Origin of the sequence: Azotobacter vinelandii CA (assembly GCF_000380335.1) — a bacterium.
In the GTDB taxonomy this organism is placed as follows: Bacteria; Pseudomonadota; Gammaproteobacteria; order Pseudomonadales; family Pseudomonadaceae; genus Azotobacter; species Azotobacter vinelandii.
In genome coordinates this window covers 5272678-5289919 of the sequence record NC_021149.1, presented here as the reverse complement: position 1 = coordinate 5289919, position 17242 = coordinate 5272678, and the positions used below count along the sequence as shown (strand labels likewise).

General features: G+C 55.6%; 10 protein-coding genes. 5 read left to right on the top strand and 5 right to left on the bottom strand.

What is annotated here, in order from left to right:
- Nucleotides 1-160 precede the first annotated feature (160 nt).
- Entirely contained in the window at nucleotides 161-3799 is a 3639-nt protein-coding gene (locus tag AVCA_RS23675; RefSeq protein ID WP_012703616.1) for an AAA domain-containing protein, read from the top strand.
- A gap of 9 nt (nucleotides 3800-3808) precedes the next feature.
- Nucleotides 3809-5650, top strand: a complete 1842-nt coding sequence (locus AVCA_RS25685; RefSeq protein ID WP_012703615.1) for a phospholipase D-like domain-containing protein — start codon at nucleotides 3809-3811, stop codon at nucleotides 5648-5650.
- Between the two features lie 408 nt (nucleotides 5651-6058).
- On the opposite strand, the gene AVCA_RS23670 is transcribed toward AVCA_RS25685, so the two are convergent.
- Nucleotides 6059-6718, bottom strand: a complete 660-nt coding sequence (locus tag AVCA_RS23670; protein WP_236616316.1) for a glutathione S-transferase family protein — start codon at nucleotides 6716-6718, stop codon at nucleotides 6059-6061.
- Nucleotides 6719-6836: 118 nt separating this feature from the next.
- On the opposite strand from AVCA_RS23670, the gene AVCA_RS23665 reads away from it, so the two are divergent.
- The gene (locus AVCA_RS23665; protein WP_012703613.1) at nucleotides 6837-7397 is read left to right on the top strand and encodes a TetR/AcrR family transcriptional regulator; all 561 of its coding nucleotides are present in this window, start codon (nucleotides 6837-6839) and stop codon (nucleotides 7395-7397) included.
- A gap of 209 nt (nucleotides 7398-7606) precedes the next feature.
- Here AVCA_RS23665 and AVCA_RS23660 read toward each other — a convergent pair whose 3' ends face one another.
- The 4 genes from AVCA_RS23660 to AVCA_RS23645 form a co-directional block, all read right to left on the bottom strand.
- A complete protein-coding gene (locus AVCA_RS23660) occupies nucleotides 7607-8164 on the bottom strand; it encodes a thermonuclease family protein (RefSeq protein WP_012703612.1) in 558 nt (185 codons plus the stop codon).
- A gap of 487 nt (nucleotides 8165-8651) precedes the next feature.
- The gene (locus AVCA_RS23655) at nucleotides 8652-9650 is read right to left on the bottom strand and encodes a LacI family DNA-binding transcriptional regulator (protein ID WP_012703610.1); all 999 of its coding nucleotides are present in this window, start codon (nucleotides 9648-9650) and stop codon (nucleotides 8652-8654) included.
- Between the two features lie 216 nt (nucleotides 9651-9866).
- Complete coding sequence (locus tag AVCA_RS23650) at nucleotides 9867-11345, bottom strand: glycoside hydrolase family 32 protein (protein WP_012703609.1); 1479 nt, start codon at nucleotides 11343-11345, stop codon at nucleotides 9867-9869.
- Between the two features lie 83 nt (nucleotides 11346-11428).
- Entirely contained in the window at nucleotides 11429-12712 is a 1284-nt protein-coding gene (locus tag AVCA_RS23645; protein WP_012703608.1) for an MFS transporter, read from the bottom strand.
- A gap of 263 nt (nucleotides 12713-12975) precedes the next feature.
- Between AVCA_RS23645 and AVCA_RS23640 the strand changes: the two genes are divergently transcribed.
- Together AVCA_RS23640 and AVCA_RS23635 are read left to right on the top strand one after the other, a co-directional pair.
- Entirely contained in the window at nucleotides 12976-14595 is a 1620-nt protein-coding gene (locus tag AVCA_RS23640) for a carbohydrate porin (protein WP_012703607.1), read from the top strand.
- A gap of 560 nt (nucleotides 14596-15155) precedes the next feature.
- Entirely contained in the window at nucleotides 15156-17177 is a 2022-nt protein-coding gene (locus AVCA_RS23635; protein WP_012703606.1) for a glycoside hydrolase family 97 protein, read from the top strand.
- Nucleotides 17178-17242: the final 65 nt, after the last annotated feature.

Here is a 17242-nt window from a genome sequence, read left to right as displayed (position 1 = left end):
AGTTATACGAAAGAATCAGAGCGCCGCTACCGCAGAATGGATGGCATTAGGCTATCAATTTTATGGCCAGTTGCCCCCCCCAGACTGATATAATTCTAATTATAAATTGCGTGGCACTCAAACAGAATCAGTAGTAATCACAGCTCTTAAGGAGAAAGAGATGGCGTCAAGGAGTCGCTATTTAGACAAATTTGAGAACTTAAATGTAATCAAGGAATTTGACTCGAAAGATCAATCGCCTGCTCTGATAGAGGCGGAGCTAGAAGGGTTGCCTGTATTGATTAAACATTGGGTCCAAGAAAGTCCCGATGTTGAAAGAACGCTACAAGATATTTGGATTTATGAGGTTCGGCAGCTTCACCGGCTTAAGGGATGTCCGGGCGTGGGCGATTTTATCGTCCCCATTGTCGCCTCCAACAGTGATGAAGACGGCTTCTATTTAGTTTTGGGGACTGAGGAGCGCCGCCCGCTTTCACTTTATACATCCAAGAGTGTCGGAGGAACCCTTAGACTTAGGCAGTGGGTTAATAATCTAAAGAATAAGTCCAACAGGGCTAAGCTTTGGCGGAATATAAATAGAATATCGCAGGCCCTGCAAATATTGCACTCCCAAGGAATTCTACACAGAAATCTGGATTGTGATTCAATTCTTACTAACATAAGCAGCGAAGAAGATGACTTCCAGTTGACCGGATTCGAATGGTCAATCCGACTGCAGCATATTTCAGACGACAGCATTGTAACCACCTCCCCAAATTACGCCGGCGAGAATATATTCTCATTTCTCACAGATTGGCATGACTTAGGTAGACTTGCGGCTGAGATTTTAGGTATAAATATATCTTTAATCTGTGACCTAAACAATTCAGTTCGATCCATAATCGAAGATACAGAGTTAATCCTTGATGAGATTAATCTGATTCGCGGATTGGCTGGAATTATAAGAATTGACTCTAATACGCCATTTGAAGGATTGAGTTATGAGGTTGTACAGCCAAAGCTAGAGTCGATAATTAAAAAATTAGACGAGTTTAGCTCCCCGCAAGAAGAGAGTTATAGCATTGCATTTCTTCTGACCCCCCCTGCACATAATCCGGGGGTAGGAGCAAAACGGATTCCCGTATATTCAGCAATACAGAAAGTATTCTTCGATGCTCATGGTATAGCTATTCCAGCTAACGATATATCAGAGTTTATTAGATATATAGAAGATGATTTGCGAGATACTTCCATTCTGTCTGTATTCAAGACGGATAGAAAGGTTGAGGAAGTCATACTTTTAGGCTCGACCCTTACCTATGTATTGACGAAGAACAAAAGAATTGGTGGAGATGCAGATGGTTCGTGGGATTGTGCATTTTGTACTCAGGCGTACCTCTCTCCACCACGAAAGGTCGATGGCACCAACCCAACAAAAATAATGACCTCAAAAATAACATGCTTTGCGCATAATGACCGTGCAGGCCAAGCCTCTTGTAACTCAAGGTCTTGGCAAGGACTCATAGGTGAGTTGCGAAGCGCTAGTGCTGCCGACGAAAAGGTAACGACGCTACTTCTTGGATTTGCCGCATATCACTTGGCAGAGATTGCTTATGCTAAATCAGAAATATATCCAGTAGAAATTATTACGTACACCCCAGATGTAGAAGATCCTGGGCAAAGCATCGTTCGACTTAAGAGCATATCTGACTCAGTCGCCGATGATATTTCGGAGACGCTGCGAATACATAGTCCAGCAAGAAGACTTAAAGAGATTTTACTTGGGGATAAAGTATCAGAGCCAAATTGGAACCTAGTTAGCAATATTAACTTCTCCGAAGATGATCAAGAAGTTATCCTCACGTTCTTGCAGATCCACGAAGTGTCTGGAGAGGATATATTTGAATTCCAGGCAAGCAATCCAGATCCGGAGTATCAATACTGCTATCTAGTACCTGGGTCCGCGCAAGGCACCACTAAGCAGTTGAGCAGGAGAGCGTTTGCAATTGATGCTCTTAGTGAACACGCCGAGCTAATAAAAATGCTTGAGCGCCCACATCTAGAATGCATGGACTCGCATGAGAGCTATGTGACCGACTCTGCCTTTGAGCAATTGGACTCGTCAAAGAAGGATGTGTTTAAAAGAATTCAAAACACCTTGCCGCTCTATTTGGTTCAAGGTCCTCCTGGAGTAGGAAAAACACACCTAGTTACAGCCTTGGTTAGACAGGCGTTTGAGTCAGAACCTAGTTCAAGGCTTCTGCTCACAGCTCAAAGCCACTCTACTGTTCAGCACCTCTACAAAGAGGTTAAAAATGCCGTAGATGCCCAAGGCAAGGCGTCACCATTAATAGTTAGCTGTATCAAAGAGGCGTCAGGAGATGATGAAAAGGACGCAATAACTCACCTAGATGATCTTGCGCGAGAGTATCTCTTAAGCCTGACAAATAGTGACGCTTTCAGAGATACCCCAGTGAATATCACAAAAGATAAGATTCAGGAGTTGTGCAGGGATGGAAATAGATCCATGCGATTCTCTTTCATGGGGCAGTTATTAAGGTCGGCAAATTTAGTTTTCACAACTACGAACTCCAGGCAGATAGAGGACCTAATTAGGACGAGATCCCAGTTTGACTGGAGCATTATGGAGGAGACAGGGAAGGTCACTGGGATTGAGCTTCTGAGCCCTCTACTTCTATCATATCGTCGATTGATGATCGGTGACCATAAGCAACTTCCTCCCTATGCAACTGAGCAAATGCGCCAGACTCTAAGAGACTTAAATAGGCTCAGAGGCGCACTAGAGGTGTCTACCGAAATCTACAACAGCCAGATAAAGGGGGAGTTTATTAAGGAGATGTTCACATCTGAAAAGATAAGGGACATTACAGCTGAGCATCTAAGCGAAATAAGCACTGAAGCACTCCGTCTGCACCTGCTGTTTGAGTCCTTTGTTAATGAAGAGATATCCGTAGCCAAGAAATCATTTGAATACTATGGGTCTAGTGACTTCCATAGACCTATTGCAAGTATGCTATCTATTCAGCATAGGATGCACCCAGATATTGCGGATTTGATTTCATTCACTTTTTATGAAGAAAAGCTTAAAACTTACCGCGAAAAGGAGATTGAGTATTTGTCAAGTCCTCGGCCTTTCTATTTCGAAGGAAACTGCAAGGTAACAAAGAAGTTAAACAGTGCTGCAATAGTTTGGATCGAGATCCCAGATATTCAAGCTAGTCGAGGGGTGAAATCAAAAGAAGAGAAACCTACATGGAATAATTCACTTGAGCGCAAAGTTCTGATTAAAGCACTAACAAGGCTTCGTGCAGCGCCTGGTGAAAAACTACCAAAGCTCGCGTTGTTATCTCCGTATGCGGTTCAGGTTAAGTATTTAGAGAGAGATATTGAGCGAGGGGCAGGAGATCTTAAGAACTTGCAGTGCTTTTCTAAGCCAGACGACTTATCCACATTCTGTAAGACGGTAGATAGTTTCCAAGGCGCGGAGGCCGATCTAGTCGCTGTCTCTCTAGTTAGAAATAATAGTGAGTCATATTCTCTGGGAGCGTTGGGCTTCTTACTTGATAGTCGCCGGATGAATGTTCTTCTCAGTAGGGCAAAGCATCAATTGGTGATTATAGGGTCTTACGAGTTCATTTCTTGCTGGTCACAGAAGATAAAAGAAGAAGAGATCCAGAAGGGAAATACTAATAATGAGTTCCTTGTTAGGTTAGTAGAGAAGCTTGAGAGTCAGAAGAAGACAGGCAAGATGGTAACCATTCAGTACGAGCAAGTAATGAATCTGACCAAGATTTCGTAGGAGCAATTCATGGAAGACAAACAGCTTAACCAGACTATATTCGTTATGGTTCCGTTTGGTTATGGGGTGCATAAGTTCAAAATTATGAAGCGCATAAACTGGGGGGCTGTCGATCATCTTGTCCTACAAACTATTGCCTCAGGCCCGACAACGCCTGACGAACTCTCTAGAGCGACTAGCCTTCCTAGGCAACTTGTAATAGAAATCTTGATCCCACTAATGCAGGCTGGATGGATAGAGATATCCCATATAGATGGGAGATATCTATTTAAGATTACTCATCGCGGCTTGGTGGTCTCAACAGAGGCAGATCTTCCTGTAAATAAAGAGCCTATAGTTAGAATTAGAAGCTTTTTGGTCGATCCGTTGACCCAGCAGTGTTATCGTGTTGATAAGAAAAAGAAGCAAGCGTTCTTGATATACCCTAAAGCGAAAGTTCATAGAGTAATCCAACAGTATGGGGTCTATGCGACTGAGATGAGGGTCAATGATCCTGCCTATGATCCTGATATCTCTGAGATATATTCTTGCGTTGCACACGATGATGAAGAAATAAGCGGATTCGAAAGTGATGCCGTCAAGCCACGTTATGGAGAATCATTACGGTACATCATTGTACGAGTAGATTCCGAGAATAAGCTGCAGGGAGTGCCGGATATTTCTGATGAGCTACGCGCGGAAATAATAAGTGCTGCCGTAAAAAGGCGTGAGCAGCTTCGCTTGCTAGGTTCTGCTCCAGCAACAGGAATGCAGATTTCATCTCATGAAGTCTCTCCACTCGAAAAGATATTTCCTTCCGTTCTAGTTAGGTCTGCTTGCGTAGATCTTCTGGCTACGCCAGAAGATCACAGAGTACATTTTATCTCGGAGATCAGAAACGCCTATTCTAGGCTGGTAATTCACTCAACTTTCCTCAATCCAAGCTGCATTGACCTGATTCTTGAGGATCTAATAGGCGCGGCGCGGCGCTCCGTCCAGATAGATATTCTATGGGGACAGTGCCCGCCAGAAGTTGAAGATAAACTGTTTGATTACAAAAGAGTTCTTGACTCAATAGAGTCTCTCCAAACTTATATTGACTCTCAAGGGCTTTCCACACAGTTGAAGTTCCATCGCGAGCCAACTAATTCTCACTCGAAATTTTTGATTAGCGATCGTAAGAATGGTGAGTGGCATACTACATTTGGATCTTGTAATTGGTTATCTTCTAACTTCAATAGAATCGAAGCATCCGTTCGAGTTGTAGATATGAAAGTAGGCTCTATTGCCTTGAACATCGCTTCAGCCCTTGCGATGGGGCGACGTGGTTTGGCAAATAACTTAAGCAGGGACCTAGCCGTTCAGTCAGCGAGGCTGGCTGCATGGGCGAAAGATCAAAAAAGCGCAACAACAGGTGACTCTGTTTCGGTTCGGATCATTACAGCACCAGAGCATCACAAATTAGCAAAGCATGCTTGCGATAAGGCTGAAAGGGAAATATTTGTTTGTAGTCATCGAGTTAGTTATGCTGGTGATAGACCAATATTTACTCCACTAAAGGCATCTATTAAAGCTGTTCCTTCAATCAAAATAAAGATTGCTTTTGGTAGGTCAAGTGGAGAGATGAGGAATCAGGAGGCAAAGGTACTAAAGGAGAAGCTAGAGAGTCACGGCTTTGAGGTGATCAAGGCGGATGATCCACAAATACATGCAAAATTCCTAACTTGGGACGATAACAACTTAATTGTGACTAGCCTGAACTGGCTTTCTGCATCATCTAAAGGTGATTATCTTGGGGAGTTAGGGGTGCATGTCTTCGGTGGGGAGTTTTCAAAGAAAATTAAAGACTCATTCGATAAGCTCTATGGATGAGATATCTAGTTCTCCGATGCCCAGTCCGCGCGAGACCGGCTCGGGATCGGTAGTGATCAGCTCGCTAACTCAGAAATCGTGGACAAAACGCCGAAGATTGGGGGGCTGGTGCACGTCTCAAGGAACAGTACGATGCAATTGCAGAACCCTCTTTATAACTCATGCTGAAGCTGCATGGGCATTTCTGATTCGTTCGAGAGGGGCGGTGGCTGCCGTCTGATGGACGGTAGTCACCGGCTCAACTTATGCCCCAATGTCCACTTTTGGCCGATTTCTGCCCGATAAAACAGGCAGCTCCGGGCCACTTCCGGCCACAAGCAACGAATCCGTTCCAGTAGCCAATTTTCAAGACAATTCTTTATTTTCGTTACCAAGACTGCTTTCGGCCGGATTAAGCCCGCTCAGTAGTCATGCCGAGCCGCGATCCCTGTCAGGCGGTCCCAGCACCGTCCGACCCGACGGGCGCAGGCGCATGTGTTGCAGGTAGTCGCGCAGGTTCTGCCGCTGTTCCAGCCAGGCCGCCGCGTCGGGCAATTGCTGCAGATAGTCCAGCATGGGGGTGAGCAGGGCGTCGGCCATGCTGTAGCGGGTGCCGCAGAAGAATGCGCGGTCGCCGAGTTGCCGGGCGAGCAGGTCCAGGGTCTGGATGGCCGCCGGCGCGGCGGTGGCCAGCGCTTCGGGATCGACGGGACGGGCCGGGGGGATCGGCGAGGCGATCAGCAGCAGGTAGCGGCGGATCAGCCGGTCGTCGACGTACAAGGCGAGCGCGGCGGACCACTGGTCCACTTCGGTGCGTTGCGCCAGGTCGTGCGGCTGCAGCGAGGATTGCGGAAAGGCCGCGTCGAGGTAGCGGCAGATGCTGGTGGTTTCGAAGACCTGCCGTTCGCCGTGCAACAGCACGGGCACTTTGCCGAAGGGATGCAGGGCCAGGTGTTCGGCGCTGTGCCGGGCGATGGAGCTGCCGTCCACCTGCAGGCCATGGGTGTATTCCAGCGTCTTTTCCTCGCAGTACAGCCGGACGCTGCGGGCGAAGGTGCTGAAGTCTGGGCCGAGTATGTGCGGTTTCATGGGGCGTTCCCGGATGGTGGGGAACTCGCATGGTGACGGCCACGACCTTATGTTCAAGAACATAAGGCGCGCTTTTGGCAGACTGCCCGCCAGTGTTCCGTCGCAAGGAGAAAAGCCCATGTCCTGGCCCGCCACGCAGCGCGCAGCGACTCGCCAGCGGATTTTGGAGAGCGCGGCGCGCCTGTTTGCCCTGGAGGGTTTCGAGCGGGTCAGCATCGAGGCGATCACGCGGGAAGCCGGCCTGACGCGCGGCGCCTTCTATCATCACTTCTCCTCCAAGACCGAACTGTATGGCGAGGCGATTCAGGTCGCGGCCCGCCAGGGCGGCCAACTGCTCGAGCAGGCGGGCGCCGGTGGCCTGCGGCGGCTGGTGGAGAGCTATCTGTGCATGGAGCACCGCGACGGCGGCCGGATGTGCTGTCCGCTGGCCTTCCTGGCGACCGATGCCGCCCGGCAGGATGCGGCGATCCGTGGCAGCTATACCCGGACGTTCGAAGCGTTCGTGGCCCGCCTGGAGGCCGGGATGCCGGCGACGGCGACCGGCGCGCGGCTGCGCGCCCTGCAGGTCGCGGTGGGGATGATCGGCGGACTGGCCCTGGCCCGCGCGGTCGACGACGCCGAACTGGCCGAGGAAATCCTGGCGGCTTGCCAGACCGGCTGTCTGTCCCTGCTGGAGTAGTCGGGTCGCCTGGATTGACGCAGCTTCGGCGCGAAAACCGGGCTTTCGCCATGCCCGGTGCGTGCTCCGGAAAGAACGGGATTGCCGGGACATCGGCCCGGATCACCGGGGGCTTGCGCTGGCGAACAGGCTCCGCCACGTTCGACGGATGGATCATGCACGGCATGAACCGAACGCCCTGCGCCGGGTGAGGCGCCGATATTCGAGAATTATATGGAACGATTGACGCGTGGCAGGATGAGCATGCTGGGCGTACGCGCGAAGGGCTCTTCTTTTTCCCGGATTTTATTCTGGGCAGTCTTGTTCCACTTCCACGGAGGCGAACGCTCGGACTCCGGCAAGGCCCATAATCCTTGCTTGGCCTTGCGTGCCCGATTCTCGAGATTCAAGAGCCCCTCGTCGAGGTTGTACAGGCGACTGGTCCAGGCCGCGCCGGAGCTGACCATCCTGGCATTCACATCGATGTTCTCGACATAGACGCGTCCTACCAGGCGGTCATATTGGTCGGTTGCCTGCACCTGAACCACGACCCGCTTTCCCAGCACCAGATCGCTCAAGGCTTTTCGGGAAGCGGAGCCATAGGGCTGTCGGGACGTAGGGGTTTCGATCTTGGCCAGCTTCACTCCGACCAGTTTCCTGGTATCGGCCAAGCAGGAGAAGCTACTACCATCGGTGACATCGACCACTTTCTTGCAGGAGGTGTTGTCGGCGGAAGCGAAGGTGGTTACTACCGGCAGCAAAGAAGCAGCGAACAACTTGAATCGCATCGAACTTCCTAATTCTGATGTCAGAATGGTATTACCTTATTGAAGAATGAAAATAAATCAAGTTATTTGCTCGTCTAAAAGCAGCAGGCAGCCAATCTCTGACGAAGCGAAATTCCCACACCAATTACCGCACTTCTTGACCATCGGGCATCCTCCGGCGCCGCGATGTCCGGACAACGAGGGGACTTGCCCCTGTCGAACGGATACCGGTATTTCCTCGGGCCGATGTGGCTGCCAGTCGCCGATATTGCTGCGGGATGAGTGATATTTCAGGACACCGCAAAAATGCAATTGGTTGTGGTGCCCGAAAGAACCGGCCGGGTATTTCGAGGGCCGGGCTCGGATCGGAAGGTCAGGCTTTCGGCCGCGGGCCTTCTAATATCCGGGATATCTTGCGCTCCTGCCGTTCGCTCGGCGTCAAATGCCGATGTATGGCCCATTCGCTTTTCGATCTCGAGCGGGCGGCTTTCCCGACTCTCGGGCGCCATCACCAGGACTGGCGACTCACCACGGGACAGGGCACCCAGTGGGTGAAAGGCTCGTCCCGCTCTTCGATCAGGTGCTGCGCGGCGCGACGACCCATCTCGTAGTAGGGAAGCTGCACGGTGCTCAACGGCGGATAGAACAGTTCGGCGATGCCCACCATGTTGTCGTAGCCGAGCACCGCCACGTCGGCCGGGATGCGCAGGCCGCGGCTGAGCAGGTACTGGTAGGCGACCAGGGCGATGCGGTCGTTGCCGCAGACCAGCAGGTCGAAGGCCGGCCTGCCGTTCGTCTCGTCCAACCGGCGTTCCAGCTCGGCGACGGTTTCCCCGTAGGCGTCGTCGGTGGATATGTCGTACTGGCGGACGCTGTCCGCGGGAATGCCGGCCTCGGCGAGGGCGCGCGACAGGCCTTGCTGGCGCAGCTTCCAGGCCAGGCTGTGGCGCGGCAGGTTGATGCACAGCGGGCGACGATAGCCGCGCCCGAGCGCCTGGCGCATGGCCCGGTACTGACCGTCGGCGTCGTCGGGGACGTAGCAGGCGACGCCGGGGCCGGTGCTCATGCAGTTGCTCAGGACCAGCGGCTTGCCGAGCAGCGCCGGGGGAATCTCCAGTTCGCGCAACTGCATGGTGCTGAACACGATGCCGTCCGGCCGGTGCGACAGCATCAGGTCGATGGCCTGCTGGCTCGGCGGGATCTCGAACAGGTTGAGGATGAAGACGTTCCAGCCGTGCTCCCGGGCGGTGCGCTCCACCGAGAGCAGCATCTCGACGGCGAAGGGGGTGGTCGCCGTGTCGAGCGCGAAGACGCCGATGGTCTTGCCGCTGGAATGGCCGCCGCGGATCTTGCGGGCGGAAAGACTGGGCACGTAGTTCAGGGCTTCGATGGCCTGGCGGACCTTGGCCAGGGTTTCCGGGTTCAGCTTCTCCGGGGTGTTGATCGCCCTGGATACGGTCATCGGGGAAACTCCCGCCAACCGTGCGACATCTTTGACCGAAACCATGCGCGGGTGCCATTGCCTGTTTCGCCGGCATGATGTCATGCCCGGCGAAAGCATGACAACACGGCGCCGGGGCTGGCGGGATACAACCGCTCGAAAGCGGTTCGGGCTCTTTTTCCGGTGCATCGGTCGGCTGGGCGCGGGGATTCCGCCGGGCCATTCCCTCCGCTCATGAGGGAACGTCGCGGGAAAGGGGGAGCGCGGGCTCCCGAGCGGTTCTCAGAGTTTCAGATCGGCCAGGCTCCAGACCGCGCCCTCGGCAAACACCCCGCGCCCGTTCACGGCGAAGGCACCCACGCCCAGGCTGTCGGGACGCGGATAGATGCGGCTGCTCAGGGTATGGACGCCGTCGTCGACGAATACCTCGATGGACGAGCGGTCCAGGAAGATGCGCAGGGCGATCCGCGTCTGCCCCGGCGCCACCGGCACGCTGCGCACGCCGCTCACGCCGGCTCCCGAATGCTGCCGGTCGAGCACCAGGCGCCGGGCCATGGCGTCGAAATACAGCAAGGTGCGCTCCCGTCCGTCGTCGCTGCAGCGCAGGGCCAGACCGAAGCGCTCGGCGCTGCTGCCGGTCAGTTCCAGTTCGAGTTCGAACTCCAGCAGGGCGCCGCGAACCTCCAGCGTGCGGCTGCCGGATTCGAGCGCGCCGATCGCCAGCGCCTGCCGGGACTGGCGCAGCGCCGCCAGTTCGCGGGCCGGGCGCATGCGCAGCCGGTCGCCGTCGCGGCTCAGTTCGCGCGGCAGGGTCAGCGCGCCGCACCAGTGGTGGGCCTGGCTCGGCATCGGGCTTTGCCACATGTCCATCCAGGCCCAGAGCAGACGGCGCCCGTCCGGTGCCAGCAGGGTCTGCGCCGCGTAGAAATCGTGGCCGTGGTCGATCTCGCGCAGTTCGCTCTCCGCGACGAAGCGCGCGCGCTCGTCCAGCCGGCCCAGCCGGTAGCCGTTCTGGAACAGGTTCCAGCGTTCGTGGCCGTCGGGCTCCAGGCCCTGCGGCGAGAACAGGAAGACGTCGCGTCCCTCCAGCTCGAACAGGTCCGGGCATTCCCACATGTAGCCGTCGGCTTCCCGCCGGCCCTCCAGGGCGCGGCCGAGGCAGTCCCACTGGCGCAGGTCGCGGGAGCGGTAGAGCAGCAGCAGCGGATCGTCGCCCTGGCGCGCGCCGAGCGCCATCCACCAGTGGTCGCCGCGTCGCCAGACCCTGGGGTCGCGGAAATGCATGATGTCCGGGTGCGGCGGCGTATCGATCACCGCGCCGTGCTTGGTGAAGGCGATGCCGTCCGTACTGCTGGCCAGGCACTGGACCTGGCGCATGCCCTGCTCGTCGTTGCCCGCTTCGCCCAGCCAGCGGTGCCCGGTGTAGATCAGGTACAGGGTATCGCCGTCGACGACCGCCGAACCGGAAAAGCAGCCGTCCCGGTCGAAGGGATCGCCGGGCGCCAGGGCGATGGGCAGATGTTCCCAGTGGACCAGGTCCGCGCTTCTGGCATGTCCCCAATACATCGGCCCCCACTGGGGCGAATACGGATGGTGCTGGTAGAAGACATGGTACTCGCCGCGGAAATACACCAGGCCGTTCGGGTCGTTCATCCAGCCGGCCGGCGGCGACAGGTGATAGCCGAGACGGTAGTCGTCGCGGCGTGCGGGCAGGGTTCTCGCGATGGCGCGCTGCGCCTCGTCCAGTAGGTCGGCCTGCATATCGTGATCCTCGAAGGTTCGTGGGAAGGTCTCGAGCGGCGTCATCCCCGCCGGGGCGGAGGAGATGACGCGGATTGCTTCGTTCAGGGTTCGTAATGGTTGGCCGCCTGGGCGATGGCCGGCAGTTCCGGGGCGCCGTCCGCCGCCCGGGTGGTCTTGCTGGACGGGTCGGCGCGCAGCAGCGACCAGGACAGCAGCAGGCAGGCGCCGACCAGACTGGCCAGCAGCAGGTAGACGCTGGCGAAGCCGAGCCTGTCGTAGCCATAGCCCACGGCCGGCGACAACAGCATGGCGGTCAGTTGCTGGGCGAACTGGAAACTGACCAGGTAGAGCGTGGCCGACAGCCGCGCATCGAAGTTGACGCAGATGTACTTGAACACCGCGACCAACAGGATCGGCACCTCGATGGCATGCAGCATCTTGCAGGCGGCGATGGTCCAGGCATCGCTGGCCAGCCCCGAGCCGAGGATGCGCACGAACATGATGGTGCCGGCCAGCAGCAGGCCGTATTTGGCGCCGGTGCGGGCGACCACCCAGGGCGCGACCAGCATGAGCAGGGCCTCGACCAGTACCTGCGAGGAGTTCAGGTAGCCGTAGGCGCGGGTGCCTTCTTCCGGGGTAGGGAAGAAGGAGGCGAAGTACACCGGGAACTGCTGCTCGTAGATCATGTAGACCCCGGCGACCCCGGTCAGGAACAGGCTGAACGCCCAGAAGCGCGGCAGGCGCAGCAGTTGCAGGATGTCGGCGGTGCGTACCGGGGCGGACTCGCCGGCCCGCGTCTCGTGGTTCCTGAAGGCGTCCATGTCCAGCCGGGAGAGGATCAGCAGGAACGCCAGGCCGGCGGCGCTGCTCATGTAGAAGGCGATGTCCGGGTCGATGTCGAACACCACGCCGGCCACGCCCGTCGCGGCCGCCCAGCCCAGCGAGCCCCACATCCGCGTGGTGCCGAACTCGAAGCCGGCGTGGCGCGACAGCCGCTCGGTATAGGACTCGATGACGCCCACGCCGGCGAGCATGGCGAAGGCCAGGAAGGCGGCGCCGACCAGGGCGCCGAGCACCACGTCGTGGGCCAGCAGGCCGGCGTAGACGTGGATCGCGAAGGGCGCGGCGCAGGCGAGCAGCACGCCGATCCAGACCAGCAGCCTGCGGGACAGGCCCAGGCGGTCCTGCAGGGCGCCGTAGAAGGGCTGGATGAACAGCGCGGCGATGGCGTTGGCGGCGAAGATGAAGCCGGTTTCCGTACCGCTCAGACCGATGACCCGGTGCAGCCAGATCGAGAACAGCGAATAGCTCGACGACCAGGCGAAGAAGAAGAAAAACAGCAGGCCACTGATCAGCCAGTATTCGCGTTTTAACGGGAGATGCATGGAATAACCCTCTTGTTTTTATTTGAGGTAACGTTAACATCGAGGCGTATTACGCTATTCCCGCCAGCTTGCTGTCAAGCGTAATCGTTCGGTCGGGGGAGCGTGAGCAGGCGTTGAGGACGTCGCGAAGGGCCGCTTTCCGTTGCCCGGTGCGCAGCAGGGACTTGCCGATCCGGGCCTTCCGGGTCGCCTGCGGCGCGCGAGGGGATGGCCGGTTCGCAGGCGTCCTGGCAGTACCTACTACAAGAACAAGAGGTTTACCCATGCATTCCGCGGCCTGTCGCCACTGGGCTGGCTTTTCCCTGCTTTTTCTCTCCACCCATCTCCTGGCTGCACCGGCGCCGAGCGTCGAGGAGCGCCTCGCCCGGCTCGAGGCCAGGACCATCGCCGCCGAGAGGCGGGCGGCGGCAGCCGAGGCCGATGCCGCTCGATTGCGCAGGGAGGTCGAGCGGCTCGACAGACAGTTCGCCGTTAATTCCTCGTTGCCCACACAATTACAGCTGTCGCTCGGCGAGCGAGTCGCCCAGATCGAGGCACGCCAGCAGTCCCTGGAGACCCGCACCTCGACACTGGCGTCTTCGGTGGATTCGATCGAGGACCTGACGGAGGGCTTCTCCTTTGGCGCCTATGCCCGTTCCGGCATGATGACCAATGGAAGCGGCGGCGGTCGTGGTGGCCCCAACGTGACCCCCGCCGGCTCGATAGGTGGGTCCGTCGGCCGGCTCGGCAATGAGGTCGACACCTACGTGGAGGCGAAATTCTCGAAGGAAACCCAGGCCAGCAACGGCACGCGCTCGAAGTACATGTTTGCGATCGCCGATGGGGTGGAAACCCCCAACGACTGGACCTCGGGCGATAGCTCGCTCAACGTTCGCCAGGTATATGCCGAACTCGGCAATCTGGCGTCGTTCCAGGACATTCCCATGTTGCGCGACGCCACCATCTGGGCCGGCACGCGCTTCGACCGGGACAATTACGACATCCACTGGCTCGACCGGGGCATTGTTTTCCTGGCCGGAACCGGTGGCGGCATCTACGACGTGCGGCCGACCGACGGCTGGCGCCTCAATGCCTCGCTGATGAGTCGCTCCTACGGCGATTTCGGCACGGAGACGAACAAGGACATCAGGACTTATGTCGCCACCCTCAACCAGTATTTCGATGACGATCGCTGGCAACTCATGCTGAGCGCGATTTCTTCGGGCCAGAACAATGACAAGCTGAACGGTGACAAGAGGAAGCTATCCGACGAGGACAGCCGAGTGAACAAGGCGGGGTTCAGTCCCGGTGAAAAGGGCTGGCATGGCATGTTCGCCTATCACCGGCCGGATTTTTTCGGTGCTGAAGGCTTCTTCAAGACCGCGCTGCTGTACGGCAAGGGGCTGGGAGGGGAGGTCAATACCATCGGCGGCGATGGCGAACTGCTCGATGAAGCCGAAACGCTGCGCCTGGCGATTTATGGCCATACCCGTCTGAACGACGATTGGCGCATCGCGCCGGCCCTGATTGCCGAAAAGAGCAAGAACCGATATGTGCCCGACGACGATTACAACTATCTGACCTTCAACGTGCGACTGGCCAACGAGCTGAGCAGCAACTTCGAAATGCTCTACGAATTTACCTGGCAGACCATGGACCTCGATGCGCGTGGTTACGATGGACGGCAAACGGCCAACGGCGATTTCTGGAAGATTACCTTCGCGCCGACCTTCAAGGCGGAAACCGGGGACTTCTTCACGCGCCCCGAACTGCGCCTGTTCGCCACCTATATGAATTGGGGCAAGGATCTCGATGACTTCAGCACAACAGACGATTTCGGGCAGAAGGGTTTCAAGTCCGGTGGTGTCTGGCAGCTCGGGATGCAAATGGAAACCTGGTTCTAGCCATGCACATTGCAAGTTCAATTTGTGGTGCCACGACTCTGCAGTATGGCATGGCTGGCATTTTTCGTACTCAGGAAGCAAGTCTGGCACGGTTGCCCTATGAAAACGGGTTGGCAAACAAAATTGCGAGTGCTAAGTTAACGTTAACTTATCCAGCCAGAATTATGTTGGCCACAGCTTACGGCCGGCAAAGTTCAAAAACAACAAGAAACGGCGATGGATCGGGCTTGTGATGAATATAGACCCCAGAACTGAAAGCGCCGTCTCCGCGTCGAGGCTTCCATGGCTTTACCTACCAAGGCTTGCAGGGTTACGGGAGATTTCACTTCTAGCTTCCAGTCTGGAGTTATTCACATGCTTTCGCTCTGCTCCAGAAGGAAGAGCGATGGAGCATCCGTTAGTAAAACTATCCCTGATTTACACGCTAGATTTCCGATGCTCGGGTTACAAATTTTATTTGGGGGACTGTTTCGGCTCCAAGCTTGAGTTCCTGCCTGGGAGAGCAATGCGCAAGGAAGCAGGCATGTTACCACCAATAATGTCAACAATAGGAAGTCCACATGTTTTCACGCCATAAGCTGTTAGCATTTTTCTTGTTATCCACTACCTTTGATGCCTTTGCCGAACCGGTCGATCAGCAACAATTGTTGTCGCCGGATGGTCGCATTCGGGTGATCGTGAATAACCAGCCTGCCGGCCTGGAGTACTCAATCAACTTTAACGATAAGGCTATTATCAAACCCTCCAGGCTTGGCTTCGCGATAAAGGGCCAGCCCGACCTGGCGGGTGATTTGGAGCTTGTAAAAGCAGACAAGGAGACAGTGCGAAAGCAGTGGCAACCAGTCTGGGGCGAGCGTGCCACCGTGAGCGATGAGCACAATGAGCTACACCTCTACTTGGCTGAAAAAACAGGGCTGAAGCGCAAGTTTGAAGTGGTTTTTCGCGCGTTTGATGACGGTGTCGGTTTCCGGTATGTCATACCCGAGCAAGAGCAGTTGGATACATTTTCCATTGAGGATGAGTTGACCGAATTTGCCTTTGCACGGAATTACCATGCCTGGTGGATCCCTGCATACCGTGACCAAGACTATGAGTATCAATATCTAAATTCTGCGCTCAGCAGTATCGATGTGGCGCATACACCGTTAACTCTCACCGGAGTCGAGGATAATGTCGCTATCGCTGTGCACGAAGCAGCGCTCATCGACTACGCCGGCATGACACTGCGCAATACCGCCGAAAATCACATTACCCTCAAGGCGGATTTGGTTCCCTGGGCTGATGGAACCCGTGTCTATGCGCAAACACCGCTGGAGACACCATGGCGCACGATTCAAATCGCGGATAGCGCCGCTGATTTGCTCAATTCCGATTTGGTATTGAATCTGAACGAGCCGAACAAGCTCGGTGACGTTTCATCCTATGTGAAGCCGGGCAAATACATGGGTGTTTGGTGGGAGATGCACATCGGTAACAAGTCGTGGAGTCCTGGCGAGGATCAAGGTGCGACTACGGAGCGCGTCAGGCAGTATATAGATTTTGCCGCCAAACATGATATCGACGGCGTGCTGGTCGAAGGCTGGAATAAGGGCTGGGAAGGTGAGTGGTGGAGTCGCAAACCAACCTTTGTGTTTGATGAGCCTGTGGTCGGCTTCGATATCGACGCTGCGACTGAGTATGCCCAGTCAAAGGGTTTGCGCTTGATCGGCCATCATGAAACCGCAGCGGGTGTGGCGCATTACGAGGAGCAGATGGAACGAGCCTTTGCCTATTATAAAAAGCAGGGAATTCAATCCGTGAAAATGGGCTATGTAGGTCCTCGCTTGGATGGCAAGGAATCGCATCAAGGGCAATTCATGGTGCGCCACTTCCAGAAAGTTGTCGAGACGGCAGCCAAGTACGACATCATGGTGAATGCGCACGAAACCGTTAAAGATACTGGGCTGCGTCGTACCTACCCCAACCTGATGACACGCGAGGGCGTGCGCGGCATGGAGTACAACGGCGGTAGCCCCGATACGGGCAACCTGCCAAATCACACGGTGATTATTCCCTTTACCCGCGGTCTGTCTGGCCCTACCGACTTTACTCCGGGTATTTTCAATTTCGACTACAAAAAGCATCGACCCAACAATCGCGTGCCCAGCACTTTGGCCAATCAGTTGGCATTATATGTGACCATTTACAGTCCATTGCAAATGGCGGCGGACCTGCCAGAAAATTATGAGAGCAAACCTGCTTTCAAATTTATCGATGACGTACCAACGGACTGGTCGGACAGTAAAACGCTCGCCGGTGAGATCGGGCAGTACTTGATTATGGCACGTCAGGATAAACACAGCAGCGATTGGTACTTGGGCGCGATTACGAATGAAGAGGCGAGAATGTTGCCGGTGGATCTATCGTTCCTGGAGCCTGCTGCACAATACCGTGCCGAGATCTACCGCGACGCTGCCAACGCGGATTGGCGCGATAATCCCGAGGCGATCGAAATCGTTTCCCAGACCGTTAGTCGAGATACTGTGCTCAGCCTGGATCTGAAGCCTGGCGGTGGTACCGCTATCCGTTTTATCAAACTTTAACTCCATATACAGGCAAGCCCGGGGTGGCTCGGGCTTGCAATTCCCTCCTGAATCACTCACCCACG